At 72.8% G+C, this 25,558-nt stretch carries 27 protein-coding genes; 16 read left to right on the top strand and 11 right to left on the bottom strand.

What is annotated here, in order from left to right; genetic code table 11:
- The first annotated feature begins 138 nt into the window (after positions 1-138).
- The gene (locus tag ACLJPY_RS24420) at positions 139-987 is read left to right on the top strand and encodes a putative RNA methyltransferase (RefSeq protein ID WP_410591762.1); all 849 of its coding nucleotides are present in this window, start codon (positions 139-141) and stop codon (positions 985-987) included.
- Between the two features lie 18 nt (positions 988-1,005).
- On the top strand, positions 1,006-1,632 hold the full coding sequence (locus ACLJPY_RS24415) for a (2Fe-2S)-binding protein (protein ID WP_410591761.1): 627 nt from the start codon (positions 1,006-1,008) through the stop codon (positions 1,630-1,632).
- On the opposite strand, the gene ACLJPY_RS24410 is transcribed toward ACLJPY_RS24415, so the two are convergent.
- A complete protein-coding gene (locus ACLJPY_RS24410) occupies positions 1,629-2,483 on the bottom strand; it encodes a sigma-70 family RNA polymerase sigma factor (protein ID WP_410591760.1) in 855 nt (284 codons plus the stop codon). The genes ACLJPY_RS24415 and ACLJPY_RS24410 overlap by 4 nt on opposite strands.
- 81 nt (positions 2,484-2,564) lie before the next feature.
- Positions 2,565-3,473: a LysR family transcriptional regulator gene (locus ACLJPY_RS24405; RefSeq protein ID WP_410591866.1), complete on the bottom strand. Its 909-nt coding sequence runs from the start codon at positions 3,471-3,473 to the stop codon at positions 2,565-2,567.
- A gap of 71 nt (positions 3,474-3,544) precedes the next feature.
- On the opposite strand from ACLJPY_RS24405, the gene ACLJPY_RS24400 reads away from it, so the two are divergent.
- Positions 3,545-4,363, top strand: a complete 819-nt coding sequence (locus tag ACLJPY_RS24400) for a carbonyl reductase (RefSeq protein ID WP_410591758.1) — start codon at positions 3,545-3,547, stop codon at positions 4,361-4,363.
- 1 nt (position 4,364) lies between these two features.
- On the opposite strand, the gene ACLJPY_RS24395 is transcribed toward ACLJPY_RS24400, so the two are convergent.
- Entirely contained in the window at positions 4,365-4,802 is a 438-nt protein-coding gene (locus ACLJPY_RS24395) for a VOC family protein (RefSeq protein WP_410591756.1), read from the bottom strand.
- 75 nt (positions 4,803-4,877) lie between these two features.
- Here ACLJPY_RS24395 and ACLJPY_RS24390 point away from each other — a divergent pair, with 75 nt between their 5' ends.
- From ACLJPY_RS24390 to ACLJPY_RS24375, 4 genes are read left to right on the top strand one after another with little or no spacing between them, the layout of a single operon-like run.
- Positions 4,878-6,164 carry an O-acetylhomoserine aminocarboxypropyltransferase/cysteine synthase family protein gene (locus ACLJPY_RS24390; protein WP_410591755.1) on the top strand — a complete coding sequence of 429 codons (1,287 nt, stop codon included), beginning with the start codon at positions 4,878-4,880 and terminating at the stop codon, positions 6,162-6,164.
- Positions 6,161-6,637, top strand: coding sequence for a CoA-binding protein (locus ACLJPY_RS24385; RefSeq protein WP_410591753.1), 477 nt, complete (start codon positions 6,161-6,163; stop codon positions 6,635-6,637). Before ACLJPY_RS24390 ends, ACLJPY_RS24385 begins: the two co-directional genes overlap by 4 nt.
- Before the next feature lie 35 nt (positions 6,638-6,672).
- Positions 6,673-7,422 (top strand): MBL fold metallo-hydrolase, encoded by a 750-nt coding sequence (locus tag ACLJPY_RS24380; RefSeq protein ID WP_410591752.1) that lies wholly within the window; start codon positions 6,673-6,675, stop codon positions 7,420-7,422.
- 47 nt (positions 7,423-7,469) lie between these two features.
- Complete coding sequence (locus ACLJPY_RS24375; RefSeq protein ID WP_410591751.1) at positions 7,470-7,643, top strand: hypothetical protein; 174 nt, start codon at positions 7,470-7,472, stop codon at positions 7,641-7,643.
- On the opposite strand, the gene alc is transcribed toward ACLJPY_RS24375, so the two are convergent.
- Positions 7,640-8,653: an allantoicase gene (gene alc / locus ACLJPY_RS24370; protein ID WP_410591750.1), complete on the bottom strand. Its 1,014-nt coding sequence runs from the start codon at positions 8,651-8,653 to the stop codon at positions 7,640-7,642. The two genes, ACLJPY_RS24375 and alc, sit on opposite strands and share 4 nt — an antisense overlap.
- A 1-nt stretch (position 8,654) precedes the next feature.
- Complete coding sequence (allB, locus tag ACLJPY_RS24365) at positions 8,655-9,983, bottom strand: allantoinase AllB (protein ID WP_410591748.1); 1,329 nt, start codon at positions 9,981-9,983, stop codon at positions 8,655-8,657.
- Positions 9,984-10,112: 129 nt separating this feature from the next.
- Here allB and ACLJPY_RS24360 point away from each other — a divergent pair, with 129 nt between their 5' ends.
- From ACLJPY_RS24360 to ACLJPY_RS24335, 6 genes are all read left to right on the top strand, one after another.
- A complete protein-coding gene (locus tag ACLJPY_RS24360) occupies positions 10,113-10,589 on the top strand; it encodes a helix-turn-helix domain-containing protein (RefSeq protein ID WP_410591747.1) in 477 nt (158 codons plus the stop codon).
- Between the two features lie 79 nt (positions 10,590-10,668).
- Complete coding sequence (gene uraD / locus ACLJPY_RS24355; protein WP_410591746.1) at positions 10,669-11,133, top strand: 2-oxo-4-hydroxy-4-carboxy-5-ureidoimidazoline decarboxylase; 465 nt, start codon at positions 10,669-10,671, stop codon at positions 11,131-11,133.
- Positions 11,130-11,447, top strand: coding sequence for a hydroxyisourate hydrolase (uraH, locus tag ACLJPY_RS24350; RefSeq protein ID WP_410591745.1), 318 nt, complete (start codon positions 11,130-11,132; stop codon positions 11,445-11,447). Before uraD ends, uraH begins: the two co-directional genes overlap by 4 nt.
- A gap of 2 nt (positions 11,448-11,449) precedes the next feature.
- Positions 11,450-12,331: a factor-independent urate hydroxylase gene (gene pucL, locus ACLJPY_RS24345; protein WP_410591744.1), complete on the top strand. Its 882-nt coding sequence runs from the start codon at positions 11,450-11,452 to the stop codon at positions 12,329-12,331.
- 51 nt (positions 12,332-12,382) lie between these two features.
- Positions 12,383-12,943 (top strand): TetR/AcrR family transcriptional regulator, encoded by a 561-nt coding sequence (locus tag ACLJPY_RS24340; RefSeq protein ID WP_410591865.1) that lies wholly within the window; start codon positions 12,383-12,385, stop codon positions 12,941-12,943.
- 119 nt (positions 12,944-13,062) lie between these two features.
- A complete protein-coding gene (locus ACLJPY_RS24335; protein ID WP_410591743.1) occupies positions 13,063-14,634 on the top strand; it encodes a glycoside hydrolase family 27 protein in 1,572 nt (523 codons plus the stop codon).
- Here the strand turns inward: ACLJPY_RS24335 and pucD are convergent.
- From pucD to ACLJPY_RS24315, 4 genes are read right to left on the bottom strand one after another with little or no spacing between them, the layout of a single operon-like run.
- Complete coding sequence (gene pucD, locus ACLJPY_RS24330; RefSeq protein WP_410591742.1) at positions 14,627-16,885, bottom strand: xanthine dehydrogenase subunit D; 2,259 nt, start codon at positions 16,883-16,885, stop codon at positions 14,627-14,629. The genes ACLJPY_RS24335 and pucD overlap by 8 nt on opposite strands.
- Complete coding sequence (locus ACLJPY_RS24325; RefSeq protein WP_410591740.1) at positions 16,882-18,222, bottom strand: 8-oxoguanine deaminase; 1,341 nt, start codon at positions 18,220-18,222, stop codon at positions 16,882-16,884. Before ACLJPY_RS24325 ends, pucD begins: the two co-directional genes overlap by 4 nt.
- Positions 18,219-18,686, bottom strand: a complete 468-nt coding sequence (locus tag ACLJPY_RS24320; RefSeq protein ID WP_410591739.1) for a (2Fe-2S)-binding protein — start codon at positions 18,684-18,686, stop codon at positions 18,219-18,221. Before ACLJPY_RS24320 ends, ACLJPY_RS24325 begins: the two co-directional genes overlap by 4 nt.
- The gene (locus ACLJPY_RS24315; RefSeq protein ID WP_410591738.1) at positions 18,677-19,549 is read right to left on the bottom strand and encodes an FAD binding domain-containing protein; all 873 of its coding nucleotides are present in this window, start codon (positions 19,547-19,549) and stop codon (positions 18,677-18,679) included. Before ACLJPY_RS24315 ends, ACLJPY_RS24320 begins: the two co-directional genes overlap by 10 nt.
- 122 nt (positions 19,550-19,671) lie before the next feature.
- Here ACLJPY_RS24315 and ACLJPY_RS24310 point away from each other — a divergent pair, with 122 nt between their 5' ends.
- From ACLJPY_RS24310 to ACLJPY_RS24300, 3 genes are all read left to right on the top strand, one after another.
- Positions 19,672-20,991: a PucR family transcriptional regulator gene (locus ACLJPY_RS24310; RefSeq protein ID WP_410591737.1), complete on the top strand. Its 1,320-nt coding sequence runs from the start codon at positions 19,672-19,674 to the stop codon at positions 20,989-20,991.
- Between the two features lie 114 nt (positions 20,992-21,105).
- Complete coding sequence (locus ACLJPY_RS24305; RefSeq protein WP_410591735.1) at positions 21,106-21,594, top strand: MarR family winged helix-turn-helix transcriptional regulator; 489 nt, start codon at positions 21,106-21,108, stop codon at positions 21,592-21,594.
- A gap of 24 nt (positions 21,595-21,618) precedes the next feature.
- Complete coding sequence (locus tag ACLJPY_RS24300) at positions 21,619-22,737, top strand: DUF2786 domain-containing protein (protein ID WP_410591734.1); 1,119 nt, start codon at positions 21,619-21,621, stop codon at positions 22,735-22,737.
- Positions 22,738-22,741: 4 nt separating this feature from the next.
- Here ACLJPY_RS24300 and ACLJPY_RS24295 read toward each other — a convergent pair whose 3' ends face one another.
- Together ACLJPY_RS24295 and aceB are read right to left on the bottom strand one after the other, a co-directional pair.
- Positions 22,742-23,929 carry a DUF6986 family protein gene (locus ACLJPY_RS24295; RefSeq protein WP_410591732.1) on the bottom strand — a complete coding sequence of 396 codons (1,188 nt, stop codon included), beginning with the start codon at positions 23,927-23,929 and terminating at the stop codon, positions 22,742-22,744.
- The gene (gene aceB, locus ACLJPY_RS24290; protein ID WP_410591730.1) at positions 23,929-25,515 is read right to left on the bottom strand and encodes a malate synthase A; all 1,587 of its coding nucleotides are present in this window, start codon (positions 25,513-25,515) and stop codon (positions 23,929-23,931) included. Before aceB ends, ACLJPY_RS24295 begins: the two co-directional genes overlap by 1 nt.
- Positions 25,516-25,558 lie beyond the last annotated feature (43 nt).

Raw genomic sequence — 25,558 nt, 5'->3', positions numbered from 1 at the left:
GTTTTGGCGCGCGGTGTTTCACGGGGCGGCGCGTGAGGTTTCACCCGCGTGAACTGTCCGCGCCGGGTTGTTACGGCCAGGTTTCCCAGGACCCCTCCTCGGGTGTCCGGTTGCGAAACGTCGTGGTCGAATACCCCCATGACACCGGCCGACCACGGGAATGACCCACTGCCACCCCCGGTCGTCGCGGCACTGCGGTGTTCGGTGTGCGGCGACCCGATCGGCGCAGCGGGACGCACGCTGCGTTGCGGGAACCGCCACTCTTTCGATCTAGCTCGGCAGGGTTACGTGAACCTGTTGCACGCGCGAATCCCGGCCGGGACGGCGGACACCGCGCCCATGGTCGCGGCCCGCGCGGACTTCCTCTCCTCAGGCGCGTACGCACCCCTCGCCGACGAGCTGGCCCGCGTCTGCGAGGACGTCGACGGCCTGGTGGTCGACGCGGGCGCGGGCACGGGCTACTACCTCGCGCGGGTGCTGGAAGCGTCGGCGGCGTTCGGCCTCGCGCTGGACGTCTCGGCGGTCGCGCTGCGCCGGGCGGCGCGGGCCCACCCGCGGCTGGGCGCGGCGGTGTGGAACCTGTGGGAGCCGTGGCCGGTCGGCGACGGCGTGGCGTCGGTGGTGCTGAACGTCTTCGCGCCGCGCAACGGTCCGGAGTTCCACCGCGTGCTGCGGCCCGGCGGCCGGCTGGTGGTGGCGGCCCCGGCCCCGGACCACCTGCGCGAACTGGGCGACCTGGTCCTGGCCGTCGACGAACGCAAGGACGAACGTCTCGAGAACACCCTCGGCGAGTACTTCACGCGCGCGGAGCGCACGGAGGTCCGGCGCGAGGTCGAGTTGACGCCGCGGCAGGTGCGCCAGGCGGTCGAGATGGGCCCGGCCGGGTTCCACCTGGACCGCGACGGCCGCCGGGAGCGCCTGGAGGCGCTGACCGAGTCCCAGGTCGTCACGGTGTCGTTCACGGTGTCGACGTACCGGCGGCGCTGAGTCTGGAAGGGTGAAGGGGTGAAGCCCGACTGGACCGCGCCCGCGACCCACCTCGCGGACGCCGAGTGGGTGCGGGCCCGCATCGGCGGCGCGGCGAAGCTGTACGGCTGCGCGCGGCCGGAGGTCCTGGCCACGATCTGGTGGTACTCGCTGTCGTCGGTCCTCGTGGGCCCGGCCGTGGAAGGCCTGGTCGCCGGGACGCTGGTGGATCCCTCCCTGGACGCGATGGAACTCGACCTCGTCGCCGACGGACGCTTTCTCGGCGCCCGGTCCACGCGGTCCTTGGGCGGCGGCCTCCCCGAGCTGGGTGCCCGGCTCAACGCCGCTTTGGGCACCGCGATCGCCACCATCGCCGCCGTCAGCGGGGCGCGGGAGCGGGCGCTCGGCGCGATCGCCACCGACTCGATCGGCAACCGGCTGCTGTGGACGCCGGACCCCGAACGCGCGATGACGCTGGCCGAGCCCTTGGTGGACGCGATCGGCCTGGGGCTGCCGAAGCCGCGCTTCGTGCGCGTCGGCCGCACTCCGGCCGTCCGGCGTGCTTCGTGCTGCCTGATCTACGAAGCCGGCAACCCCAAGTGCGTGAGCTGCCCGCGTCAGACGCCCGAAGAGCGCGAAGCCCGCCTTCGCGCCGCTTTGGGTTAGCAGACCGCCAGCTGCAGCGCGTCGAGCCGCTCCGGATCGGCGATGACCTCGATGCCCGTGATGCGGTCGCCGTCGACCTGGAACGCCAGGACGACCGCCAAGCGGCCCTCGCGCACCATGAGCAGGCCAGGGGTCCCGTCGACCAGGACGAGTTCGCTGGTGCGCGCCCGCTCGGACGCCAGGATGGCGCCACGGCGGACGCTCTCGACGCCGCGCAGCACGATCGGTGCCGCGCTCGGGCCGACGAACCGGTCGGCGTGCAGCACCACGTCCGGGTCGAGCAGGGCGAGCAGCGCTTCGAAGTCGCCGCCGCGGGAGGCCGCCAGGAACGCCTCGACGACCTTGCGCCGCCGGGGCAGGTCCGCGTCCGGCGTCTCGCCGCCCTTCACCCGGCGGCGGGCGCGGCTGGCGAGCTGGCGGGTGGCGGCCGGGCTCTTGCCGAGCACCGGCGCGATCTCGTCGAACGGCACGGCGAACATGTCGTGCAGCACGAACGCCACCCGCTCGGCCGGCCCCAGCGCGTCGAGCACCACCAGCAGCGCCAGCCCGACCGAGTCGGCCAGCTCCGCCTCCTGGCCGGGGTCGCGGCGGTCGTCGTCCGGCTCCGGCTGGGCGTCCAGAGGCTCTTCGCGGTGGTTGCGGCGCGTGCGCAGCAGGGAGAGGCACACGCGGGCGACCACCGTCGTCAGCCAGGCGGGCAGGTTGCCGATCTCGCCCGCGTCGGTCCGGTGCAGCCGCAGCCACGCTTCCTGGACGGCGTCATCGGCTTCGGCCGCCGAGCCCAGCATCCGGTAGGCGACCGCCCGCAGCCGCGGCCGCTCCTGCTCGAACCGCTCGGTCAGCGCGTCCACCGTGTCTCCTTCCCTCCGCCGGGGTCGTAGCAGTAGACCCCGCGGCGGCGGGCGATGTGACCGGAACGCGCGTGATCTCCGTCATCCCGCGGCGACCCGGCGCAGGGCCGCGGCCAGCAGCGACGCCGGTTCGGACAGCGGCCCCGGCAGCCGCGCCAGCACCACCCGCCGCCGTTCGGACGGCCCGCCGCGGACCTCCAGCACCCGTACCCCCGGCGGCACCGCCTCGGCCAGCGAAGCGGGCAACGTCGTCAGCCCGCAGCCGGCGGCGACCAGGTTCAGCTTCGCCAGCCAGTCGCGCGCGGTGTGGGCGATCTCGGGCCGCTCGTCCAGCCCCGGCCACACGCCCATCAGCGTGGCCTCTCCCGCCGACGGCCCGGCGATCCACCGCTGCCCGCGCAGGTCGGCGACGTCGACCGGGCCGGCACCGGCCAGCGGGTGGCCCGCGGGCACGGCGAGGCGGAGGCTGCGCTCGGCCAGCGTCTCCAGGCGCAACGCCGGCGTCTCGGCGTCCGGTGGCCGGAACGGCGGGACCGAGCCGAGCACGGCCAGGTCGAGCGTGCCCGCGCGCAGGGCCCGGACGAGGACCGGCGTGGTGCCCTCCCGGGTGACGACGGTGACGGCCGGGTGCGTGCGCCGCAGGTCGGCGACCGCGTGCGGCACCAGCACCGCGCCCGCGCTGGGGAACCAGCCCAGGCGCACGGTGCCGGCGTCGGCGGGCAGGCCGGCCAGCTCGCGCCCGGCGGCGTCGATCTCGTCGAGCACCGCGATGGCCCGCCGCAGCACGATGGTCCCGGCGGCGGTCAGCCGCACGCCGTCGGGCCGTCGCTCCAGCACGGGCGTGCGCGTGGCTCGTTCGAGGGACGCGATCTGCCGGGACACCGCGGACTGCGTGTAGCCCAGCGCCGCGGCGGCCGCGGTGAGCGTGCCGCGTTCGGCGACCTCGCGGAAGACGCGCAGGGCGACCAGGGAGACGTCACCGAAGTCCATGACGTCCACGCATACCAGGGATGCTTCTTTCTCGCTTTTCGCATGGCTTTGTCCGGCTTAGCGTGGCCGGTATGACACGTACCGCCGTGGTGACCGGGGCCAACCAAGGCCTCGGCTTCGCCCTCGTCCGCGGGCTCGCCGCCCGTCTCGCTCCCGAAGACCTCGTCCTGCTCACCGGCCGCGACGCCGGGCGCGTGGCTTCGGCGGCCGCCGCCGTCGCCGCCGACCCGGCGACGCGCAGCCGGGTCGAAGGCCGCGTCCTCGACGTCTCGGACCCCGGCGCCGTCGCCCGCTTCGCCGAGCCGGTCGACATCGTGCTCTCCAACGCCATCGGCCCCCTCGACCCGGACCGGCCGCAGGCCGAGCAGGCCGACGTCTTCCTCGACGTCGCGAACGGCGGCACCCACGCCGTGCTGCGGTCGTTCGGGCCGCTCCTGCGGCCGGGCGGGCGCCTGCTGGTCGTGGCCAGTTCGCTCGGCACCCTCGGCCACCTGCCCGAGCCGCTGCGGGCGCGCTTCGACGGCGTTTCGCTGGACGACGTCGAGAAGGCAGTCGAGGAATGGCGTTCGGCGATCCACGACGGCACCGCCGCCGCGCAGGGCTGGCCGGACTGGATCAACGTGCCGTCCAAGGTGGCCCAGGTCGCGGCGGTCCGCGCGGTCGCGGCGCAGCGCCGGGACGCGGACCTGGCGAACGGCACGCTGGTGGCGGCGGTCTGCCCGGGCTTGGTGGACACGCGCGCGTCCCGGCCGTGGTTCACCGATTTCAGCCAGGCCCAGACACCCGACGAGGCGGCGCGGAAGGTGCTGGACCTGGTGTTCGCCGACGTCGACCCGGCGACCTACGGCGAGCTGGTCCGGTTCGGCCGGGTGCTGCCGTGGCGGAGCTGATTCACAGCACGCAGAACTCGTTGCCTTCCGGATCCGCCATGACGAAGTGGTCGGGCCGGTCGTCCAGCCGGTCCTCCCGCAGGACGGTCGCGCCCGCGGCGGTCAGCCGGGCGACGGCCTCGACGACCCGCTCCCAGCGCGTCTCCCACGGCACCTCGCGGCCCCCGCCGGCCTGGACGTCCAGGTGGAGGCGGTTCTTCACGACCTTCGCCTCGGGCACCTTGAGGAAGCTCAGGCTCGGCAGGACGCCTTCGGGGTCGGTCAGGTACGCGCCGTCGTCCCAGTCCGCTTCGGGCACGCCGTGCCGGGTGAACCACGCTTCCCAGCTCGCGAACCCGGACGGGGGCGGGCGTTCGATGTAGCCGAGGGCCACCGCCCAGAACCGGGCCAGCGCGCGGGGTTCCGCGCAGTCGATCGTCACGCTCCAGCGCACCGTCACGGGTGGGAGCGTAACCGCGCCCACGCCCTGAGAGCGCGTGTCATCCGGGGGATGCTGCGGCTACCGTGGACCACGATGAGTGAACGCAGCTGGGGCTTCCGCACCCGCGCCCTGCACGCAGGCGGTACGCCCGATCCGGCGACCGGGGCGCGGGCCGTGCCGATCTACCAGACCACGAGCTTCGTCTTCGAGGACGCCGCCGACGCCGCGAACCTCTTCGCGCTGCAGAAGTACGGCAACGTCTACAGCCGGATCGGGAACCCGACCGTGGCCGCCTTCGAAGAGCGGATCGCCAGCCTCGAAGGGGCCATCGGCGGGGTCGCCACCGCGAGCGGGCAGGCCGCCGAGTTCCTCACCTTCAGCGCGCTCACCGAGGCCGGCGACCACCTCGTGTCCGCGAGCGGTCTCTACGGCGGCACAGTCACCCAGCTCACCGGCACCTTGCGGCGCTTCGGGGTCGAGACGACCTTCGTCAGCGGCGGCATCGACGACTACGCGGCGGCCATCACCGACCGGACCCGGCTGCTCTACACCGAGGTCGTCGGCAACCCCGGCGGCGGCATCGCCGACCTCGCGGCGCTGGCGGACCTCGCGCACGCCCACGACATCCCGCTGGTCGTCGACGCGACGCTGGCGACGCCGTACCTGTGCCGCCCGATCGAACACGGCGCCGACATCGTGCTGCACTCGGCGACGAAGTTCCTCGGCGGCCACGGGACGACGCTCGGCGGGATCGTCGTCGAGTCCGGGAAGTTCGACTGGGGCAACGGGAAGTTCCCGCGGATGACCGAGACCGTCGACAGCTACGGCGGCCTTCGCTACTGGGAGAACTTCGGCGAGTACGCGTTCTGCACCCGGCTGCGCGCCGAGCAGCTGCGGGACATCGGCGCGGTCCTGTCCCCGCACTCGGCCTTCCTGCTGCTGCAGGGCGTCGAGACGTTGCCGCAGCGGATGGACGCGCACGTCGCGAACGCGCGCGCGGTCGCCGAGTACCTCGAAGCGGACCCGCGCGTGGCCTGGGTGTCCTACGCCGGGCTGCCGTCGCACCCGCACCACGAGCTGGCGCGGAAGTACCTGCCCGCGGGGCCGGGCGCGGTGTTCTCCTTCGGCATCGACGGCGGCCGCGCGGCCGGGGAGAAGTTCGTCGAATCGGTGGAGCTGCTGTCGCACCTGGCGAACGTCGGGGACGCGCGGACGCTCGTCATCCACCCGGCTTCGACCACGCACGCCCAGCTGTCGGCGGAGCAGCTCGCCGCGGCGGGCGTCGGACCCGACCTGATCCGGCTGTCGGTCGGCCTGGAGGACGTCGACGACATCCTCTGGGACCTCGACCAGGCACTGGGCAAGGCGGTGGCGGGATGACGCACGACGTGAGCGCCGTCGAGCGGCGCGCGATCCTGCGCCGGACGCAGTCGGTGACGCTGGTCGGCGCGTCGGCCAACCCGGCGCGACCCAGCTACTTCGTCGCGACCTACCTGCTCTCGTCGACGCGTTACGAGGTCAACTTCGTCAACCCGCGGCTGGACACGCTGCTCGGGAAGCCGGTGTACGCGTCGCTGAAGGACGTCCCGGGCGAGCTCGACCTCGTGAGCGTCTTCCGCAAGCACGACGACCTGCCGCAGGTGGCCGAGGAGGTCATCGACGCCGGCGCGCGGACGCTGTGGCTGCAACTCGGGTTGTGGCACGAGCCGGTGGCCGACCGGGCGCGGGAAGCCGGGCTGGACGTCGTGATGAACCGGTGCGTCAAGATCGAGCACGCGCGCTTCGCCGGCGGGCTGCACCTGGCGGGGTTCAACACGGGCGTGATCAGCTCGCGACGGCTGTCGGCGCCGTAGGGAAGACGGCGGCACCCGCCGCTGTTGGCCCGGGTATGACCTTGGGGATCACGTTCTCCGGCGGCCCGACCGCCGTCCTGGAGCTGGGTGGCGTCCGGCTGCTCACCGACCCGACCTTCGACCCGCCCGGCGACCACCCGATCGGCGAGCGCGTGCTGGTCAAGACCGAGGAGCCGGCGCTGACCGAGGACGCGATCGGCGTGGTGGACGCCGTCCTGCTGTCCCACGACCAGCACCCGGACAACCTCGACGACCGCGGCCGCGCCTACCTCGCGACCGTGCCGCTGACGCTGGTCACGCCCAGCGGCGCCGCGCGGCTCGGCGGAACTTCGCGGGGCCTGGAGCCATGGGCTTCGACGCGGGTCGGGGCGCTGACCGTCACGGCGGTCCCGGCGTTGCACGGGCCCACCGGCGCGGCGCGGCTCACCGGGGACGTGACGGGGTTCGTGCTGACGGGTGCCGGGCTGCCGACGGTGTACGTGAGCGGGGACAACGCGTCGGTGGACCTGGTGCGCGAGATCGCGGCGCGGTTCCGCGTCGACATCGCGCTGCTGTTCGCCGGAGCGGCCCGGACGGCGTTGTTCGACGGCGCTCCCTTGACGCTGACCAGCGCGGACGCCGTCGAAGCGGCGAAGGTGCTGGGTGCGGCGAAGGTGGTTCCGCTGCACCTGCGGGGCTGGGGGCACTTCAGCGAAGGACCGGAGACGCTGCGGTCGGCGTTCGAGGCGGCGGGGCTGGCGGACCGGCTGGTGCTGCTGGAGCCGGGGCAGCACGCGGAGGTCTGACCAGGGCAGAGCGCGGGTACGGCAGCGGGGCGTGAGAGGCTGGCGCCATGGCCAAGCCGACCCCGCTGCAGTTCCGGAACATCCTCGTCGCCCTCCTCGCGGCGGCGGGCTTCGTGTGGAGCGTCGTGGTCGGGCTGCCGTGGTGGGTGAGCGCGCTCGTGGGCTGCGCCTGCGTCCTGTCGCTCGCCTCCGCCTACCTCAACCGGCCCGGCGCGAACTAGCGCGTCTTCGCGAACCGCGCCTTCAGGTTCGTCCGGCCCGCTTCGGTGAGCCGGCCGAACAACCTGAGCCGGGCCAGGCCGCCGTCCGGGTAGATGTCCAGCCTGGCCTCCGTCACCTCCGGGCCGTCCGGGAGGGCGAACCGGTGGCGGGTGTCCGGCTGCAGCCGCGTCTTCGGCAGCAGCGGCACCCACTCGCCGTACGTGTCGCGGCCGCTCACCGACGCCCAGCCCGGCGCGTTGCCCTTCAGGTTGCTCGTGTCCAGCTCCGCGAACCGGACGATCCCCGCGCCGGCCAGGCGGAGGGTCACCCAGTCGTTGCCGTCGTCGCGGCGGCGGGCCGTCTCCCAGCCCTCCGCCTGGTGGGCCGCCAAGCCCGGCGACAGGATGTTGTTCGGGGACGAATAGAACCGGTTGCTGCAGCCCGTGACGATCGCGCCGTTCTCCAGGGCCGCCAGGTCGAGCGCGTCCAGGTCGAGCAGGGCCGGGTCCGGGATCGGCGCGCCGTGGACGCGCAGGCGCGCCACTCCCCCGTCCGGGTGCTGCGTCAGCCGGACGTGCGTGTACCGCCGGGAACCGTTGACCGCGTAGCAGTTCTCCGTGTGCCCCGCGGCCGGGGCGCGGTCGACCAGGACGTCCCAGTCCGCCGCGGCCACCTCGGCCGCCGACGGGTAGCCCGGCAGCGACGTCGCCTCCACCGAGACGAACGGCGGGTAGTTGCCCTTGAAGAACGCCGTGTCGACGATGACGCCGGTGACCGTGCCGGCCAGGCCGAGCCGGACGATGGCCTGGTCGTCGCCCGGTTCGCGGTGGCGGCGGGTCTCCCAGCCGTCGTAGACCTGGCCCTTCGGCCCGAACGTCTCCGCGCGGTGCGCCGGCGCCCACGGGTTGACCAGGTTCTCCTTCTCGGCGAACAGCTCGTCGGTCGCCCACATCACCGTGCCGCCGAAGCGGCGGGACGCGAGGTCGGGCAGTTCGGTCCACTCCGGACGGTCGGACACCTTGGCCTCCATGTCAGCAGTTCCCCCGGGTCAGCAACGCGCCGCGCGGCTCGTCGCCGGTGATCTCCGCGCCCCGCAGCCAGGTCGAGCGCACGACGCCGGCGAGCGGCCGCCGGTCGTAGGCGCTGACCGGGTTGCGGTGCTTCAGTTTCGCGACGTCGACCACGAAGGCCTCGTCCGGCGCGAACACGCAGAAGTCGGCGTCGTAGCCCACCGCCAGGTGGCCCTTGCGGCGCATCCCCGCCTGCGCGGCCGGCCGCTCGGCCATCCAGCGCACGACGTCGGTGAGCGCGAACCCGCGCTGCCGCGCCTGCGTCCAGATCGCGGGCAGGCCCAGCTGCAGGCTGGAGATCCCGCCCCACGCCTGGCCGAAATCGCCGCTGTCGAAGCGTTTCAGCTCCGGTGTGCACGGCGAGTGGTCGCTGACGATCGTGTCGATGACGCCGTCGGCGAGGCCCTGCCACAGTTGTTCGCGGTTGGCCGCCTCGCGGATCGGCGGGCAGCACTTGAACTGCGTGGCGCCGTCGCGGATTTCCTCGGCGACGAAACTCAGGTAGTGCGGACAGGTTTCGGCCGTCAACGCCACGCCGTCGCGGCGCGCCGAAGCGATCAGCGGCAGCGCGTCCGAAGAGGACAGGTGCAGGATGTGGGCCCGCGCCGAGTGGCGGCGGGCCGCCTCGATCACGTGCGAGATGGCGAGGTTCTCCGCCTGCCGCGGCCGCGAGTGCAGGAAGTCGACATAGCGACCGCCGTGCGGCTCGGGCGCGGAATCGATTTCGTGGGCGTCTTCGGCGTGGACGATCATGAGCGCGTCGAAGGAACTCAGCTCCCGCAACGCTTCGTCGAGCCCGGCCGGGTCCAGCGGCGGGAACTCGTCGACGCCGGAGTGCAGCAGGAAGCACTTGAAGCCGAACACCCCGGCGTCGTGCAGGCCCCGCAGGTCGGGGGCGTTGCCGGGGATCGCGCCGCCCCAGAAGCCGACGTCGACGTGCACCCGGCCGGCCGCCGCCGTGCGCTTGACCTCCAGGGCCGCGACGTCGACGGTCGGCGGCAGGCTGTTGAGCGGCATGTCCACGATCGTGGTCACCCCACCGGCGGCCGCCGCCCGGGTGGCCGTCTCGAACCCCTCCCACTCGGCGCGGCCGGGGTCGTTGACGTGGACGTGCGTGTCGACCAGCCCCGGCAGCAGCACGACGTCGCCGCCGAGGTCGAGGACGCGGTCGCCGGCCAGCGCCACGCCGCCGGGTTCGACGGCGACGATCCGGCCGCCGTCGACGCCGATGGTCGCCGGCACCTCGCCCTCGGCCGTCACGGCCCGGGCGGCACGCACCACAAGATCCATCCGAAAGCCCTTCTGCGGGAGGATGACCACCGCCGATTTCACAGAACGGAAAGGCGGTTTCGCACAACGACAGTAACCACGGCGCGCGCCGCTCGTCAACGACGGACGTCGCGCGTTACGGTCGTGTTCGTGCGGCTAGAAGCGGAGTTCACCAGCGAACCGTTCCACGGCGAGGGTTCGCCGCCCGAACACGCCGTCGCCGCCCGCGACGCCGCCACCGAAGCCGGGCTGGACACCGACTTCGGCCCGCTCGGCACCCTGGCCCGCGGCGAGGCGAAGGAGCTGCTCGAAGCCCTCCCGGCCATCGCGAAGGCGGCCCTGGAGGGCGGCGCCACGCGGGTCACGCTGCAGCTGCGCCGGGCCGACGACCCGGGTGGCGCGCCCGTCGTCGAGCTGAACGACGCGCTGGCCCGGCTGATCGCCGACGTCGAACGGGAACTGGGCGCCAAGCTGGGCGACCTCGACCGGACGGGCAAGCAGCGCGCGGTGCGGCTGCTGCGTGAACGCGGCGCCTTCGGCCTGCGGAAATCGGTCTCGTCGGTGGCCGACGCGCTGGGCGTCACCCGGTTCACCGTCTACAACTACCTCAACCGGGAAGCGGACTGACCAGCGCATTCAACAAAATGTTGACGGAACTCCGGCGCCGACGTACGGTCAGCGGGACGCCACCCACGAGGAGTTCCCCGTGCCGCTCACCCTCTCCGACTTCAACACCGCCGACGCCGGCGTGGTCCGCCCGATCCTCACGGCCTGCCTCGACGTCCCGCGCTGGGTCGAGGCGATCCTGGACCACCGCCCGTACTCCAGCCGCGAAGCACTCGAAGCCGCCGCCGACCTGCCCCTGAGCAGCGACGAAATCCGGCAGGCGATGGCCGCGCACCCCCGGATCGGCGAGAAGCCGTCCGGTGGCTGGGCGCGGGCCGAACAGTCCGGTGTGGACAACGCCGAGGCGTTCGCCGCCGCGAACGCCGAGTACGAAGCCAAGTTCGGGCACGTCTACCTCGTCTGCGCCAGCGGCCGCAGCGGCGATGAGCTGCTGAAGGTCCTGCGCGAGCGGCTGGACAACGACCCGGCGACCGAACTCGCCGTCGCCGGCCGGGAACTGCTCAAGATCGCCGGACTCCGCCTCGCGAAAGCGGTGACCCCGTGAGCCTCGTGACCACCCACGTCCTCGACACGGCGGCCGGGCGCCCCGCCGCGGGCATCGCCGTCCGGTTCGAAACCGCCGAGGGGAAGCCGATCGCCGAAGGCCGCACCGACGACGACGGCCGCATCCGCGACCTCGGCCCGGACTCTCTGGCGCCGGGCGCCTACCGCCTGGTCTTCGACACCGGCGCCTACCTGGGCCCGGACGGTTTCTTCCCGGAGGTCGCGCTGACGTTCCGGATCACCGACGGCACTGCGCACCACCACGTGCCGCTCCTGCTCAGCCCGTTCGCCTATTCGACCTACCGAGGGAGCTGACCGTGGCCATCACCCTGGGCCCCAACCAGTACGGCAAGGCGGAGGTCCGCCTGGTCACGGTGCGCCGCGACGGCCCGGTCCACCACCTGAAGGACCTGACGGTGTCGACGTCGCTGCGCGGCGAACTGACCGCGACGCACCTGACCGGCGACAACGCCGGGGTGCTGGCGACCGACACGCAGAAGAACACCGTGTACGCCTTCGCGAAGGAGGCGCCGGTCGGCGAGATCGAGGAGTTCGGCCTGCGCCTGGCCCGCCACTTCGCCGGCACGCAGGACAACATCACCGGCGCGCGCATCAAGATCGACGAGCACGGCTGGGACCGGATCGCCGTCGGCGGCTCGCCGCACGACCACGCGTTCAGCCGGTCCGGCGACGAGCGCCGCACGACGGCGGTCACGGTCCAGGACGGCCGGGCGTGGATCGTGTCCGGCATCGACGGGCTGACGCTGCTGAAGTCGACGGGTTCGGAGTTCCACGGCTTCCCGCGCGACCAGTACACGACGCTGGCGGAGACCGACGACCGGATCCTCGCGACGGCCGTCACGGCGAAGTGGCGCTACCAGGGCGAAGACGTCGACTGGGCGGAAAACCACCGCGAGATCCGGCGGCTGCTGCTGGAGACGTTCGCGACGAAGCACAGCCTTTCGCTGCAGCAAACGCTGTACGCGATGGGCGAGGCGGTGCTCGAGGCCCGCGAAGAGGTCGCCGAGGTGCGGTTGTCGCTGCCGAACAAGCACCACTTCCTGGTGGACCTGAGCCCGTTCGGGCTGAAGAACGACAACGAGGTGTTCTACGCGGCGGACCGGCCGTACGGGCTGATCGAGGGGACGATCCTGCGGGACGACGCCGAAGACGCGGGGCCGGCCTGGGACATCCACTGAGTTGGTAGAACGCTCTACCATCGAGGGGTGGCAGGGACCAAGGAACGCATCATGGCCGCCGGCGCCGAGCTCTTCCGGCGCAACGGCTACGCCGGCACCGGGCTGAAGCAGATCGTCTCCGAGGCCGGTGCCCCCTTCGGGTCCCTGTACCACTTCTTCCCCGGCGGCAAGGAACAGCTCGGCGCCGAGGTCATCCGCACCTCCGGGCTGGCCTACACCGCCCTCTTCGACCTCTTCATCGCCCCGGCCGAGGACCTGATCAGCGGGATCGAAGCCTTCTTCGCCGCCGGGATCGCGACGCTCGAGGCCACCGACTACGTCGAAGGCTGCCCGATCGCCACCGTCGCGCTCGAAGTCGCCGCCACCAACGAACCGCTGCGGCAGGCCACGGCCGAGGTCTTCACCGCCTGGATCGACGCCGGGACCGAGAAGTTCGCGAAGTTCGGGCTGTCCCGCGAAGCGGCCCGGACCCTCACCATCACCGCCGTGAACAACCTCGAAGGCGCCTTCGTCCTCTGCCGCTCGCTGCGGGACACCGAAGCCATGGCCGTCGCCGGGGCCGCGACCGTCGACGTCGCCCGGCGACTCCTCCAGGAGCGCACACAACTTTAGTCGGGGATCCAACACGAATCACCAAAGTGGCGCTTGACCGCGCAGCATCCGACACGGAAGCTGCTGTCGAACAGTGGTCTAGTCCTCCTGCCTCACACCGCCGTCCGGTTGGAGCCGCCATGCGCCGTGTCCTCGCCGTCGCCGCAGCCGCAATAGCGGCCGCAGCACTGGCCACCCCCGCCCAAGCCCTCGAAAACGGCCTCGCCCGCACCCCGCCGATGGGCTGGAACACCTGGAACACCTTCGAGTGCAACATCAACGAAACCCTGGTCAAGCAGACCACCGACCTGATGGTCAGCTCCGGGATGCGCGACCGCGGCTACACCTACGTCAACCTCGACGACTGCTGGATGACCCACTCCCGCGACAGCGCCGGCAACCTCGTCGCCGACTCCGCGAAGTTCCCGAGCGGCCTGAAGGCCCTGGGTGACTACATCCACGCCCGCGGCATGAAGTTCGGCATCTACGAAAGCGCCGGCTCCGAGACCTGCCAGCACTACCCGGGCAGCCTGGGCCACGAGCAGGCCGACGCGAACCTCTTCGCGAGCTGGGGCGTCGACTACCTCAAGTACGACAACTGCGGCAGCCCGGCCGGCGAGACCCAGCAGGACTACGTCCGCCGCTACTCCGCGATGCGCGACGCGCTGAAGGCCACCGGCCGCCCGATCGCCTACAGCATCTGCGAATGGGGCAACTTCAGCCCGTCGACCTGGGCCCCGGACGTCGGCAACCTGTGGCGCACCACCGGCGACATCACCAACAACTGGGGCAGCATCGACTCGATCTACCACCAGAACGTCGGGCTCGCGGCCGCCGCGAAGCCGGGGGCCTGGAACGACCCCGACATGCTCGAAGTCGGCGACGGCATGGACTTCCAGGAAGACCGCGCCCACTTCACCCTCTGGGCCGCGATGGCCGCGCCCTTGATCGCCGGTGCCGACCTGCGCAGCGCCAGCGTCGCCACCTTCTCGACGTACCTCAACGGGGACGTCATCGCCGTCGACCAGGACCCGCTGGGCAAGCAGGCCACGCGGATCTCGTCGTCAGGCGGCGTCGACGTCCTGGCGAAACCGCTCCAGAACGGCGATGTCGCCGTGGTGCTGTTCAACGAGAACAGCACCACGAAGACCGTCTCGACCACGGCGGCCGCGGCCGGGCTGCCCGCCGCGTCGAGCTACCGGCTGACCAACCTGTGGTCGAAGGAGCTCACCACCAGCACGGGCACGATCAGCGCCAACGTCCCGTCGCACAGCACGGTGATCTACCGCGTGAAGGCGAACTCCTCCGGCACCAGCACCGGCACCGCGCACCCGATCCAGGGCGCGTCCTCGTCCCGCTGCATCGACATCAACGGCACCGCCCCCACGCCCGGCCCGCAGGTCGACATCTGGGACTGCGACGGCGGCGGCAACCAGTCCTGGACGTTCACCAGCGCCGGAGAGCTGCGGGCCAACGGCCTCTGCCTCGACGCCAGTGGCGGTACCAGCGCGTCCGGGACCAAGCTGATCGCCTGGAGCTGCCACGGTGGCGCCAACCAGAAGTTCAAGCTCGAGGCGGACGGCTCGATCACCCAGGCGGGACTGTGCGTCGACGTCACCGGCGGCGACAAGCCCGCCGGCAACGTCAACGGCACGCAGCTCGAACTGTGGACCTGCAACGACGACGCGAACCAGAACTGGCAGCTCAGGTAGCGGTCAGGTGCTCCGGCCGCACCGGGACACGGGTGAGCGCGAGCCCGGTCGCGGCCCGGATCGCGGCCACGATCGCCGGGGTCGAGGAGATCGTCGGCGGCTCGCCGACCCCGCGCAGGCCGTACGGCGCGTGCGGGTCCGGGCGCTCCAGGACGTCGACGTGCATCGGCGGCATGTCCAGCACCGTCGGGATCAGGTAGTCGGTGAAGGAGGGGTTCCGGATCTTCCCGCCGGAGGTCTGGATCTCCTCCATCACCGCGAGCCCGAGCCCCTGCGCCGAGCCGCCCTGGATCTGGCCCAGCACGGCCTGGGGGTTCAGCGCCTTGCCGACGTCCTGGGCGCAGTCGAGCGCGACCACCTTGACCAGGCCCAGCTCGGTGTCGACGTCGACGACCGCCCGGTGCGCGGCGAACGCGTACTGCACGTGCGCGGTCCCCTGCCCGGTCTCCGGGTCCAGGGCCTGGGTCGGCCGGTGCCGCCACTCCACGGTTTCGTCGAAGACGTCGTCGCCGAGGACGTCCGCCAGGTCGGCGAGCACCTGGCCGTCGGCCGCGACGAGCTTGCCGCCGACCACCCGCACCCGCTGGTCGAACCGGGACAGCAGCCGCGCCCGCACCGCCACGCACGCGGCCTGCACCGCGCCGCCGGTGACGTAGGTCTGGCGGGACGCCGACGTCGAGCCGCCGTTGCCGATCGAGGTGTCCATCGGCAGGACCGTCACCTGGTCGACGCCCAGTTCGGTGCGGACGATCTGCTGCATGATCGTCACCAGGCCCTGGCCGACCTCGCAGGCGGCGGTGTGCACGGTCGCCGCCGGCTCGCCGCCGACCAGCTGCAGGCGCACCCGGGCCGTCGAGTAGTCGTCGAAGCCCTCGGAGAAGCAGACGTTCTTGATGCCGACGGCGTACCCGACCCCGCGGACGACCCCTTCGCCGTGCGTGGTGTTGGACACCCCGCCCGGCATGTGCCGCAGGTCGAACGGCCGGTCCGGCGGCATCGGCATCGCCCGCACGCGGGTCAGCAGCTCGGCGACCGGCGCTTCGGCGTCGACGACCTGGCCGGTCGGCATCAGGTCGCCCTCGCCCATCGCGTTGCGGACGCGGACTTCGACCGGGTCGAGGCCGCAGGCGGCCGCGAGCTTGTCCATCTGCGACTCGTACCCGAAAGCCGCCTGCACGGCGCCGAAGCCGCGCATCGCACCGCACGGCGGGTTGTTCGTGTACGTGCCCCAGCAGTCGACCGCCACACTGTCCACTTTGTACGGCCCGACGCCGAGCGTGGCCGCGTTCGCGACCACCGCGCCGGTCGAAGACGCGTACGCGCCGCCGTCGAGGAACAGCCGCGTCTTCACGTACACGAGCCGGCCGTCGCGTGTGGCGCCGTGCTCGTAGTACATCTTCGCCGGGTGGCGGTGGACGTGCCCGTAGAAGGACTCTTCGCGGTTGTAGACCATCTTCACCGGCTTGCCGGTGTGCAGCGCGAGCAGGCACGCGTGGACCTGCATCGACAGGTCTTCGCGGCCGCCGAACGCCCCGCCGACCCCGCCGAGCGTCAGCCGCACCTTCTCCACCGGCAGGCCCAGCGCGGCGACGATCTGCTGCTGGTCGACGTGCAGCCACTGCGTCGCGACGTAGAGGTCGACACCGCCCTCGGTGTCCGGTACCGCCAGCCCGGACTCCGGGCCGAGGAACGCCTGGTCCTGCATGCCGACCTCGTAGACGCCGGAGACGACGACGTCGGTGGCGAGGTCCTGCGGACCGCGGCGGATCTTCACGTGCCGGACGACGTTGCCGCCTTCGTGCAGCGAAGGGCCTTCGCCCGCGACAGCGGCTTCGGAGTCCGTCACCGGCTCGAGCTCTTCGTACGTGACGTGGATCCGCTTCATCGCGCGGCGCGCGGTTTCCGGGTGGTCGGCGGCGACCAGCGCCACCGGCTCGCCCTGGTAGCGCACGACGTCCGACGCGAGCACCGGCTGGTCGGCGTGCTCCAGGCCGTAGCGGTTGACGCCGGGAACGTCCTCGTGCGTCAGCACCGCGTACACACCGGGTACGGCGAGGGCTTCCGCGATGTCGATCGAGGTGATCCGCGCGTACGGGTGCGGGCTGCGCAGGGTCACACCCCACACCATGTCCTCGTGCCAGAGGTCCGAGGAGTAGGCGAACTCGCCGCGCACCTTCACCGTGCCGTCGGGACGCCGCGGCGAAGCACCGACGCCGTTCGCGGTCGAGGTGGCGACGGACGTGGTGGTCATCGGTCCTCCCGCAGTCTCGCGCTCGCCGCCGCCAGCTCACGGGCGATGGCGGACTCGTCGGCTTCGCGCAGGGTGCCGTCCTCGACGACGGCCTTGCCGCCGACGAACAGCCGCCGCAGCGGCGGGACCGTGCCGAGCACCAGCGCCGCGACCGGGTCGGCGATGCCGGCGTGGTTCAGCCCGGTCAGGTCCCAGACGGCGAGGTCGGCGAGCTTCCCGGGCTCGATCGAGCCCAGGTCGCCGGCGCGGCCGAGGCAGCGCGCGCCGCCCATCGTGCCCATCCAGAGCGCTTCCCGTGTGGTCAGCCCGCGCGGGCCGCCGCGCTGGCGGGCCTGCAGCAACGCCTGGTGCAGCTCCTCGGCGAGGCCGCCGGACTCGCTGGAGGCGGCGCCGTCGACGCCGAGGCCGACCGCCACCCCCGCGTCCAGCAGGTCCCGGACCGGCGCGATGCCGGAGCCGAGGCGGCCGTTGGACGTCGGGCAGTGCGCCGAACCCGTGCCGGTCGCGCCGAACCGGCGGATCGCCTCCGGCGCGAGGTGGACGGTGTGCGCGAGCCAGACGTCGTCGGCGAGCCAGCCCAGCTTGTCGGCGTACTCGGCGGGCGTGCAGCCGACCTCGGCGAGGCACTGGCGTTCTTCGTCCAGGGTCTCGGCGAGGTGGGTGTGCAGCCGGACGCCCGCGCGCCGGGCCAGCTCGGCCGCGCCGGACATCAGGCGCTCGGTGACCGAGAACGGCGAGCAGGGGCCGACGGCGATCTGCAGGTGGGCGCCGGGCGAGTCGTCGTGGAAGCGGCCGATCGCCGCTTCGGTGCCGGCCAGCGCGTCCTCGGTCGACTCGACCAGGTTGTCCGGCGGCAGGCCGCCGTCGGACTCGCCGCGGTCCATCGACCCGCGGACCACGTGCAGCCGGACGCCGATGCGCTGGCGGGCGGCGACCAGCGCCGCGACCTGGTCGCCGCCGTCACGGGGGAACACGTAGTGGTGGTCGGCGACGGTGGTGCAGCCGGTCAACGCGAGCCGCGCCAGCCCGGCCGTGCCCGCGGCGTGCGTGATCTCGTCGTCGAGGCGGCCCCAGACCGGGTAGAGCTGCTTGAGCCACTCGAACAGCGTGTGGTCGGCGGCCATCCCGCGGGTGGCCCACTGGTAGAGGTGGTGGTGGGTGTTGATCAGGCCGGGGGTGACCAGGCAGCCTTCGGCCTCGACGCGTTCGTCGAACTCGCCGGTGTACACGCCTTCGCCGACTTCGGCGATCCGGTCGTTCTCGACGACGACGTGCCCGCTGGCGTACTCCTCGCCGGTGACCGTGGCGATCGCCGCGTTCGCGATGAGCGTCCTCACGCGACACCTCCCGTGGCGGCGGCGCGGACCGCGTCGAGGATCTTTTCGTAGCCGGTGCAGCGGCAGAGGTTGCCGGCCAGCGCTTCGCGGATCTCCTCGTCGGACGGGTCGGGGACGCGGTTCAGCAGGTCGTGCGCGGCGACGACCAGGCCCGGGGTGCAGAACCCGCACTGCACCGCGCCCTGGTCCACAAAGGACTGCTGGACCGGGTGGAGCGTGTCGCCGTCGGCCAGCCCCTCGACCGTGCGGACCACGCGGCCTTCGGCCTGCCCGGCCGCGACCAGGCAGGCGCACACCGGGACGTCGTCGAGGTAGACCGTGCAGGAGCCGCATTCGCCCTGCTCGCAGGCGTTCTTCGAGCCCGGCAGGCCCAGCCGCTCGCGCAGCACGTACAGCAGGCTTTCGCCTTCCCAGACGTCGTCCGCCTGCCGCGGCTCGCCGTTGATGGTGACATTCAGGCGCATGCGCGCTCTCCCGTCCGGTGCTCGTCCCAGGCCCAGGTCAGGGTCCGTCGCGCTAGTACCCCCAACGCGTGCTTCCGATACGCGGCACTGCCCCGGACGTCATCGATCGGCGACGCCGCCAACCCGACCAGGTCGCCGAAGCGGCGTTTCAGGGAGTCCGGCAGTGGCTCGGGTGACGTCCACGGCAGCTCGGCGGCCAGGAAGTCCTCGGCCTCGCGGGCGCGGCGCGGGGTCGGGGCCGCGGAGCCGATCGCCGCGCCGACCCGGCCTTCGCGCAGGCACAGCGCGAAGGAGCAGACCGCGATGACCATGGCGTTGCGCGTGCCGACCTTGGCGAACTGCTGCGGTCCGGCGTGCGCGGGGAGGTGGACGGCGGTGATCAGCTCGTCCGGCGCGAGGGCGTGGCGTTTCACGCCGACGTAGAACTCCTCCGCGCGGAGGAGGCGGGTCCCCCGGACGGAGGCCACCTCGATCCGCGCGTCGAGAGCGAGCAGCACCGGGTGGGTGTCCCCGGCGGGCGAGGCGGCGCCGAGGTTGCCGCCGACCGTGCCGCGGTTGCGGATCTGCGGCGACCCGACGGTGCGCGAGGCCATGGCCAGCGCGGGGACGGAGTCACCCAGTTCGGCGATGACCCGGCTGTACGGGACGCCGGCACCGAGCCGGACCGCGCGGTCCGGGTGCTCCACAGTGGACCAGGTCGCCAGCTCGGGGACCCTGGTCAGGTCGAGCAGGGCCGCCGGGCGCCGGTGGTCGAAGTTCAGCTCGACCATGACGTCGGTGCCGCCGGCGATCGGCACGGCGTCCGGCCGCCCGGCCTTGAGGGCCAGGGCCTCGGCGAGCGTCGCGGGACGCAGGAACTCCACTCGTTGCTCCTTCGTGGGGGCGATAGCCCAGTAGACGACGGATCACGGCCGGGCGGCAACGGCGCCACGCATGAACCGCACAGGAGCGGACCCGGGGTCGTTTGTGCTTTCCTACAAGCCTCATGACGACCGTGAAAACTCTGCTGGGCCTTTCCGGCCTGCGGCTGCGCCCGCGGGCCGGGGCCGACCTGCTCGACCGGCCGGTGACGCGCATCTACGTCACGGAGCTGTCCGACCCCGGACGGTACCTCTCGGCCGGTGAGCTGGTGCTTTCCGGCCTGCTCTGGTGGCACGCCCCGGGCGACGCGGAGCCCTTCGTGGCCGCGCTGGCCCGCTCCGGCGCGGCGGCGCTGGCCGCGTCCGGTGCGGACTCGGGCGGGATCCCGGACGACGTCGTCGACGCCTGCGTCCGGCACGGGATCCCGCTGCTGGAGGTGCCCGCCGACCTGTCGTTTTCGGTGATCACCGAGCAGGTGGTGCTGGCACTGGCGGCCGCGTCGGACGGCGCGCGCAAACGTTTGCAGGCGGCCGCGGAGGCCCCGGTCGAGACCCTGCTGGAGCGCGCTTCGGCGGAGCTCGGGCTGCCTTGCTGGGTGGTGTCGGGCCTGGGCCGGCTGATCGCCGGGACGGCGCCCCTGCCGCTGCCGCCCGACGACGTCGTCCGCCGGTACGCCGCCCGCGAGCCGGGGCCGCTGACGGTGGTGCCGGTCGAAGGGCGGCAGGCGGTGCCGTGGCTGATCGCCGTCGGCGGGCCGCTGAGCACCGCGCAGGCCGAGCTGGCGGAGGAGCTGGCAGGGCTCGTCGGGATCACGCGGGCTCGGGCCTCCCGGCCCAAAGCGTCGTTGCCGGACGAGGTGTGCGTGGTCGCGTTGCGGACCGAAGGCAGCGACGAGAGCCGCGACGTCCTGAGCGAGTGGCTGCCGGACGCGCTGTTGCTCGAATCGTCGGGGGACACTTCGTACGCGGCGGTGGCGCAGCCGTCGCTCACCGGGTTGTCCACTGTGGAGCCGCTGCTGCGGGCCACGCGGATCCTCTGCGGCATCGGCGATCCGGGCCCGCGCGCCGAGGCGACGGAGAGCGCGCGGTACGCGGTGGCGGTGGCAGCACGGCGGCCGGGCCCGGTGGTGGTGGTCCGGGCCGGTGAAGTGGACGTGCACGAGCTGCTGCTGGCCGGCGCCCCGCACGGGCTGCGCGCGGCCCTGCGCCGCCGGGTGCTGGGCCCGCTGCTGGCCTACGACGCGGAGCAGCACACCGACCTCGTGCACACGGTCCGGGTGTTCCTGGAGTGCTCGGGCTCCCCGACCCGGGCGGCGAAGGCCCTGCACGTCCACGTGAACACGCTCCGCTACCGCATCGGCCGCGCGGGCGAGCTGCTGGGCGCGGACCTGACCGGGTTCACCGACCAGCTCGACGTCTACCTGGCCTTGCGGGCGGGCGACTGACACGTCGAGGGCGGGGGCTTCGTCCGGACGCCGCTCGGCGCACGCCACGCACCTCGCACCCCTTCGCCCGCCGTCTCGCGTTGCGCGCCTCGGTGCGCGGGGGAGGATTGAGGCGTGGACCCCGAACTCACCTCGGCCCGGCAGGCGGCGGACGACGCCCGCGTGCTGGCCTTCGGGCGGCTGCGAAGCGCGGCGAACCGGCTCGAGTACCTGCTCGGGCGGGCGCTGGAACGCGAGTTCGGCATCACGCACCTGGTCTACGAGGTCCTGCTGATCGTCGGCCGCACCGGGGACGACGGGCTCACCATGCGCTCGATCGCCCAGGAGCAGGTGCTCACCACCGGTGGCGCGACCCGGCTCGTCGACCGGATGGAGGCGCTCGGGCTCGTCACCCGCACGGCCGACCCGGGCGACCGGCGGGTGCAGCTGGTCCGCCTCACCGCGCTCGGCGAGGAGACCACCGTGCGGGCCAGCCGCGTGCACGTCGAGAACATCGAGCGGTTCTTCTTCCGGCCGCTGCCCGAGGACCACCGGGCGCGGTTCGCCGAAGACCTGCGGACGCTGAGCCACGCCGCCCGCGACGCCCTCCCCCGGCTGCGCTGAGCGCCCTGCGGCACACTCGGCGACGTGAGCGAGACCGACCTGCGCGACGCCCTGCTCGCCGCCGCCCAGGACCCCAAGCGGGCCCGGCAGCACGCCCGCCGGCTCGCGCCCGGCTTCGAGCTGCCCGCCGGGCTCGCCGAGGCCGCGGACCGGGCCGCGGGGCCGCTGATCGTCCGGGCCTGCCGGGGCGGCTGGCTGCCCGAAGACTTCCGCCAGGCCGCGAGCCGCCGCGTCGACGAGTTCGCCGGCTCCTACGTGCTCGACGCCCTCGCCGCGCACGCCACGGCCGTGGATCCGGAAAGCCTCGCCGAGGCGGGTGCCGTCCGCTGGTGGACCGGCGCCGAACCGCACCTGATGCAGTGGGCGGCCAAGCACATCCTCACCCCGGCCGAAGCGGTGACGGCGGTGGTCGAAGCCCTCGGCCTGCTGCTGACCCTGCCGGTCCTGGCGACCGCTCCGCACCCGCGTCCGGCCGCCCACCCCGGCGGCGGCGGTGTCGACGGCGTTGACGGCAAGCGGCTGGGCCGGGTCCGCGCGCTGCTGGCCAAGGCCGAGTCGAGTTCGTTCCCGGAGGAAGCCGAGGCGCTTTCGGCGAAGGCACAGGAACTCATGACCCGGTACGCCTTCGACCGCGTGCTGGTCGAGGCAGCCCCCGACGTGGCCTCGTCCCGCCGGATCTGGCTCGACACGCCGTACACCGACGCCAAGTCCCTGCTGGTGCACGTGGTGGCGCAGGCCAACCGCTGCCGGGCCGTCTTCGACGCGCGCTGGGACTTCGTGACCGTGGTGGGCGACGAGGCCGACCTCGACGCCGTCGCGCTGCTGACGACGTCCCTGCTCCTGCAGGCCACCCGCACGATGATCGCCGACCCGGCCGGCCGGTCCCGGCCGTTCCGGAAGTCCTTCCTCGTCTCCTACGCCACCCGGATCGGCGAGCGGCTCGAACAGGCGGCGGACAGCACGCTGGCCGCCGCGCCGGACTCGGCGGACCTGCTCCCGGTGCTGGCTTCCCACGACAAGCGGGTGGCGACGGCGTTCAGCACGCTGTTCCCGGAAGTGGTGCACAAGTCGGTGACCGTCCGCAGTCACGAAGGCTGGGGCGCGGGCCGGCAGGCCGCCGACCGCGCCCGGCTCGGTGAGTGACTCCTCACGCCAGCCGCAGGGCGTACTTCTCCAGCTCCGGACGGCCGAACGGCAGTTCGCCCTCGTCCAGTGCCCCGCCGTCCAGGCCCCGCAGCAGGTACACCGCCAGCGCCTGGGCCGTCGCCGGCTCGTCCAGCACGCCGCCGGCCGTCTTCTCCGCGTACGCGCGCAGCCGCTCCACCGCTTCCGGGAAGCCCGACCGGTAGAACGCGTACGTCGCCGCGAAGCGGGTCGGCAGCTGGTGCGGGTGCAGGTCCCAGCCCTGGTAGAAGCCGCGTTCCAGGGAACGGCGGACCAGCCGGAGGTGCTCGGCCCACGCCGTGGGCAGCGCGTCGCCGATCGGGAGGCGGTTGGTCGAGCCGTCCGAGAGGCGGACGCCGGTGCCCGCCGCCGCGACCTGCATCAGGCCCTTGGCCAGGTCCGCCGCCGGGTGTTCCATGCTCTGGTACGCGGCCGCGACGCCCAGGCCCGCGCTGTAGTCGTACGTGCCGTAGTGCAGGCCCGAAAGCCGCCCCGAAGCGGCGTGCACGATCCGCGCCACCGACAGCGTCCCGTCGAGGTCCACAATGGACTGGGCCGTCTCGATCTGGACTTCGAAGCGCAGTGTGTCCGCCGGCAGGTCGTACGCGGACTCCAGGCGCGCGAGCACTTCCGCGGCCACCGACACCTGCTCGACCGCCGTCACCTTGGGCAGCGTGACGACGAACCCGGGCGGCAGCGGCCCGTTGTCCAGCAGCGCCCCGAGGAACAGGTCCAGGGTGCGGATGCCCCGCCGGCGGGTCGCCGCTTCGAAGCTCTTGAACCGGATGCCGCAGAACGGCGTCCCGCCGGTCGTGGCCAGGGTCTGCCCGGCCGCCAGCGCGGCGGCGTCCTCGACGTCGTCCGGCACGCGGCCGAAGCCGTCCTCGAAGTCGATCCGCAGGTCCTCGATCGGCTCGGTCAGCAGCTTGGCCCGCACGCGTTCGTACACGTCCGCGTCGACGCCGAGGAGGTCGCCGTGCTCGACGAACACGCGCATGGCCTGCTTGCCCCAGTCGGCGACCAGGCGCGTCTTGTACCGCGACGCCGGGACGTAGACGGTGTGCACGGGCTGGCGTCCCGGCCGCTCCCCCGGGTACGACGCCGCGACGCGCGCGTCGGCCGCAGCCAGGCGCGCGTCGGCGGCGTCGTAGACGTCCTCGGGCAGGCGCACTACTTGATCTTCTCGTACGCGGGCAGCGTCAGGAAGTCCGGGAACTCCTCGGCCAGCGCGACCTGCTCGAACAGCTCCACCGCGGGCTCCAGCAGCTCCGGCTTGAGCTCGCCGGCCAGCTCGCCGCGGACGTCGGCCAGCACGCCGCGCACCAGCTCCGCGGTCACGACGTCGCCACTGTCCAGAGTGGTCCCGTTCTTGACCCACTGCCAGATCTGCGAGCGCGAGATCTCCGCGGTGGCGGCGTCCTCCATCAGGTTGTGGATGGCCGCCGCGCCGTTGCCGCCCAGCCAGGACGCGATGTAGCGGACGCCGACGTCGACCGCGGCGCGCAGGCCGGCCGCCGTCGCGCCACCCGGCGTCGAAGCGACGTCGAGCAGCTGGTCGGCGGTGGCAGTGAGATCCCAGTCCTCGTCACGCCTGCGCTCCAGCTGGTTCGGCCGGTCGCCGAGGACCTTGTCGAACTCCTCCTTGCAGAGCTCGACCATGCCCGGGTGGGCGACCCAGGAGCCGTCGAAGCCGTCGCCGGCCTCGCGCGACTTGTCCGCGTGGACCTTCTCGAAGGCACCCTTGTTGGTCTCGGGGTCCTTGCTGGGGATGAACGCGGCCATGCCGCCGATCGCGAAGGCGCCGCGCTTGTGGCAGGTGCGCACGAGCAGCTCGGTGTAGGCGCGCATGAACGGCGCGGTCATGGTGACGGAGTTGCGGTCCGGCAGCACGAACTTCTCGCCCGCGTCGCGGAAGTACTTGATCACGCTGAACAGGTAGTCCCAGCGGCCGGCGTTGAGGCCCGACGCGTGGTCGCGCAGCTCGTAGAGGATTTCCTCCATCTCGAACGCGGCCGGGATGGTCTCGATCAGCACGGTCGCGCGGACGGTGCCGTGCTCGATGCCGAGGGTCTTCTCGGCGTGGGTGAAGACGTCGTTCCAGAGCCGCGCTTCGAGGTGGCTCTCCATCTTCGGCAGGTAGTAGTACGGGCCCTTGCCGCGCTTGAGGAGTTCGGCGGCGTTGTGGAAGAAGTGCAGGCCGAAGTCGACGAGCGCGCCGACGCCCTCGCGGCCGCCGAACGTCAGGTGGGCTTCGGGCAGGTGCCAGCCGCGCGGGCGGACCACGATGGTGGCGTGCTCGACGTCGTCCTTCAGCGCGTAGCTCTTGCCGCCGCTTTCCAGGGTGATCGTCTCGCGGACGGCGTCGTACAGGTTGACCTGGCCGGAGACCACGTTCTTCCAGTGCGGGGTGTTGGCGTCCTCGAGGTCGGCGAGCCACACCTTCGCGCCGGAGTTGAGCGCGTTGATGGTCATCTTGCGGTCGGTCGGCCCGGTGATCTCGACGCGGCGGTCGCGCAGCGCGGGCGGCGCGCCGGCGACCCGCCAGTCGCCTTCGCGGATCTCCCTGGTCTCGGGCAGGAAGTCGAGCCGGCCGGTGGTCCGGGCCTCTTCCCGGCGCTTGCTCCGCGCCTGGAGCAGCTCGTCGCGGCGGCCGGCGAAGGCGTCGTGGAGGCCGGCGAGGAAGGCGAGCGCCTCCGGCGTGAGGATCTCGTCGCCGCGCTCGACCGGGTCGCCCAGCACCTGGACTTCAGAAGACATGGGGAAACACCTCGAGGGTTCGGATCTTTGGATAACGGCCCTA

The organism is Amycolatopsis sp. lyj-23, from assembly GCF_046549135.1.
In the GTDB taxonomy this organism is placed as follows: Bacteria; Actinomycetota; Actinomycetes; order Mycobacteriales; family Pseudonocardiaceae; genus Amycolatopsis.
The sequence above is the reverse complement of the archived record's forward strand: the minus strand, read 5'-3'. Positions and strand labels throughout refer to the sequence as shown.

What these genes read in the sequence shown, in the direction of transcription:
- allB (WP_410591748.1), bottom strand. Translation starts at nt 9,983, where the DNA reads ATGGATCTTGTGGTGCGTGCCGCCCGGGCCGTGACGGCCGAGGGCGAG.
- ACLJPY_RS24310 (WP_410591737.1), top strand. Translation starts at nt 19,672, where the DNA reads ATGACGACCGTGAAAACTCTGCTGGGCCTTTCCGGCCTGCGGCTGCGC.
- pucD (WP_410591742.1), bottom strand. Translation starts at nt 16,885, where the DNA reads ATGACCACCACGTCCGTCGCCACCTCGACCGCGAACGGCGTCGGTGCT.
- ACLJPY_RS24385 (WP_410591753.1), top strand. Translation starts at nt 6,161, where the DNA reads ATGACGCACGACGTGAGCGCCGTCGAGCGGCGCGCGATCCTGCGCCGG.
- ACLJPY_RS24375 (WP_410591751.1), top strand. Translation starts at nt 7,470, where the DNA reads ATGGCCAAGCCGACCCCGCTGCAGTTCCGGAACATCCTCGTCGCCCTC.
- ACLJPY_RS24405 (WP_410591866.1), bottom strand. Translation starts at nt 3,473, where the DNA reads ATGGACTTCGGTGACGTCTCCCTGGTCGCCCTGCGCGTCTTCCGCGAG.
- ACLJPY_RS24340 (WP_410591865.1), top strand. Translation starts at nt 12,383, where the DNA reads ATGGCCGCCGGCGCCGAGCTCTTCCGGCGCAACGGCTACGCCGGCACC.
- aceB (WP_410591730.1), bottom strand. Translation starts at nt 25,515, where the DNA reads ATGTCTTCTGAAGTCCAGGTGCTGGGCGACCCGGTCGAGCGCGGCGAC.
- alc (WP_410591750.1), bottom strand. Translation starts at nt 8,653, where the DNA reads ATGGAGGCCAAGGTGTCCGACCGTCCGGAGTGGACCGAACTGCCCGAC.
- ACLJPY_RS24390 (WP_410591755.1), top strand. Translation starts at nt 4,878, where the DNA reads ATGAGTGAACGCAGCTGGGGCTTCCGCACCCGCGCCCTGCACGCAGGC.
- ACLJPY_RS24400 (WP_410591758.1), top strand. Translation starts at nt 3,545, where the DNA reads ATGACACGTACCGCCGTGGTGACCGGGGCCAACCAAGGCCTCGGCTTC.
- ACLJPY_RS24320 (WP_410591739.1), bottom strand. Translation starts at nt 18,686, where the DNA reads ATGCGCCTGAATGTCACCATCAACGGCGAGCCGCGGCAGGCGGACGAC.
- ACLJPY_RS24420 (WP_410591762.1), top strand. Translation starts at nt 139, where the DNA reads ATGACACCGGCCGACCACGGGAATGACCCACTGCCACCCCCGGTCGTC.
- ACLJPY_RS24335 (WP_410591743.1), top strand. Translation starts at nt 13,063, where the DNA reads ATGCGCCGTGTCCTCGCCGTCGCCGCAGCCGCAATAGCGGCCGCAGCA.
- ACLJPY_RS24380 (WP_410591752.1), top strand. Translation starts at nt 6,673, where the DNA reads ATGACCTTGGGGATCACGTTCTCCGGCGGCCCGACCGCCGTCCTGGAG.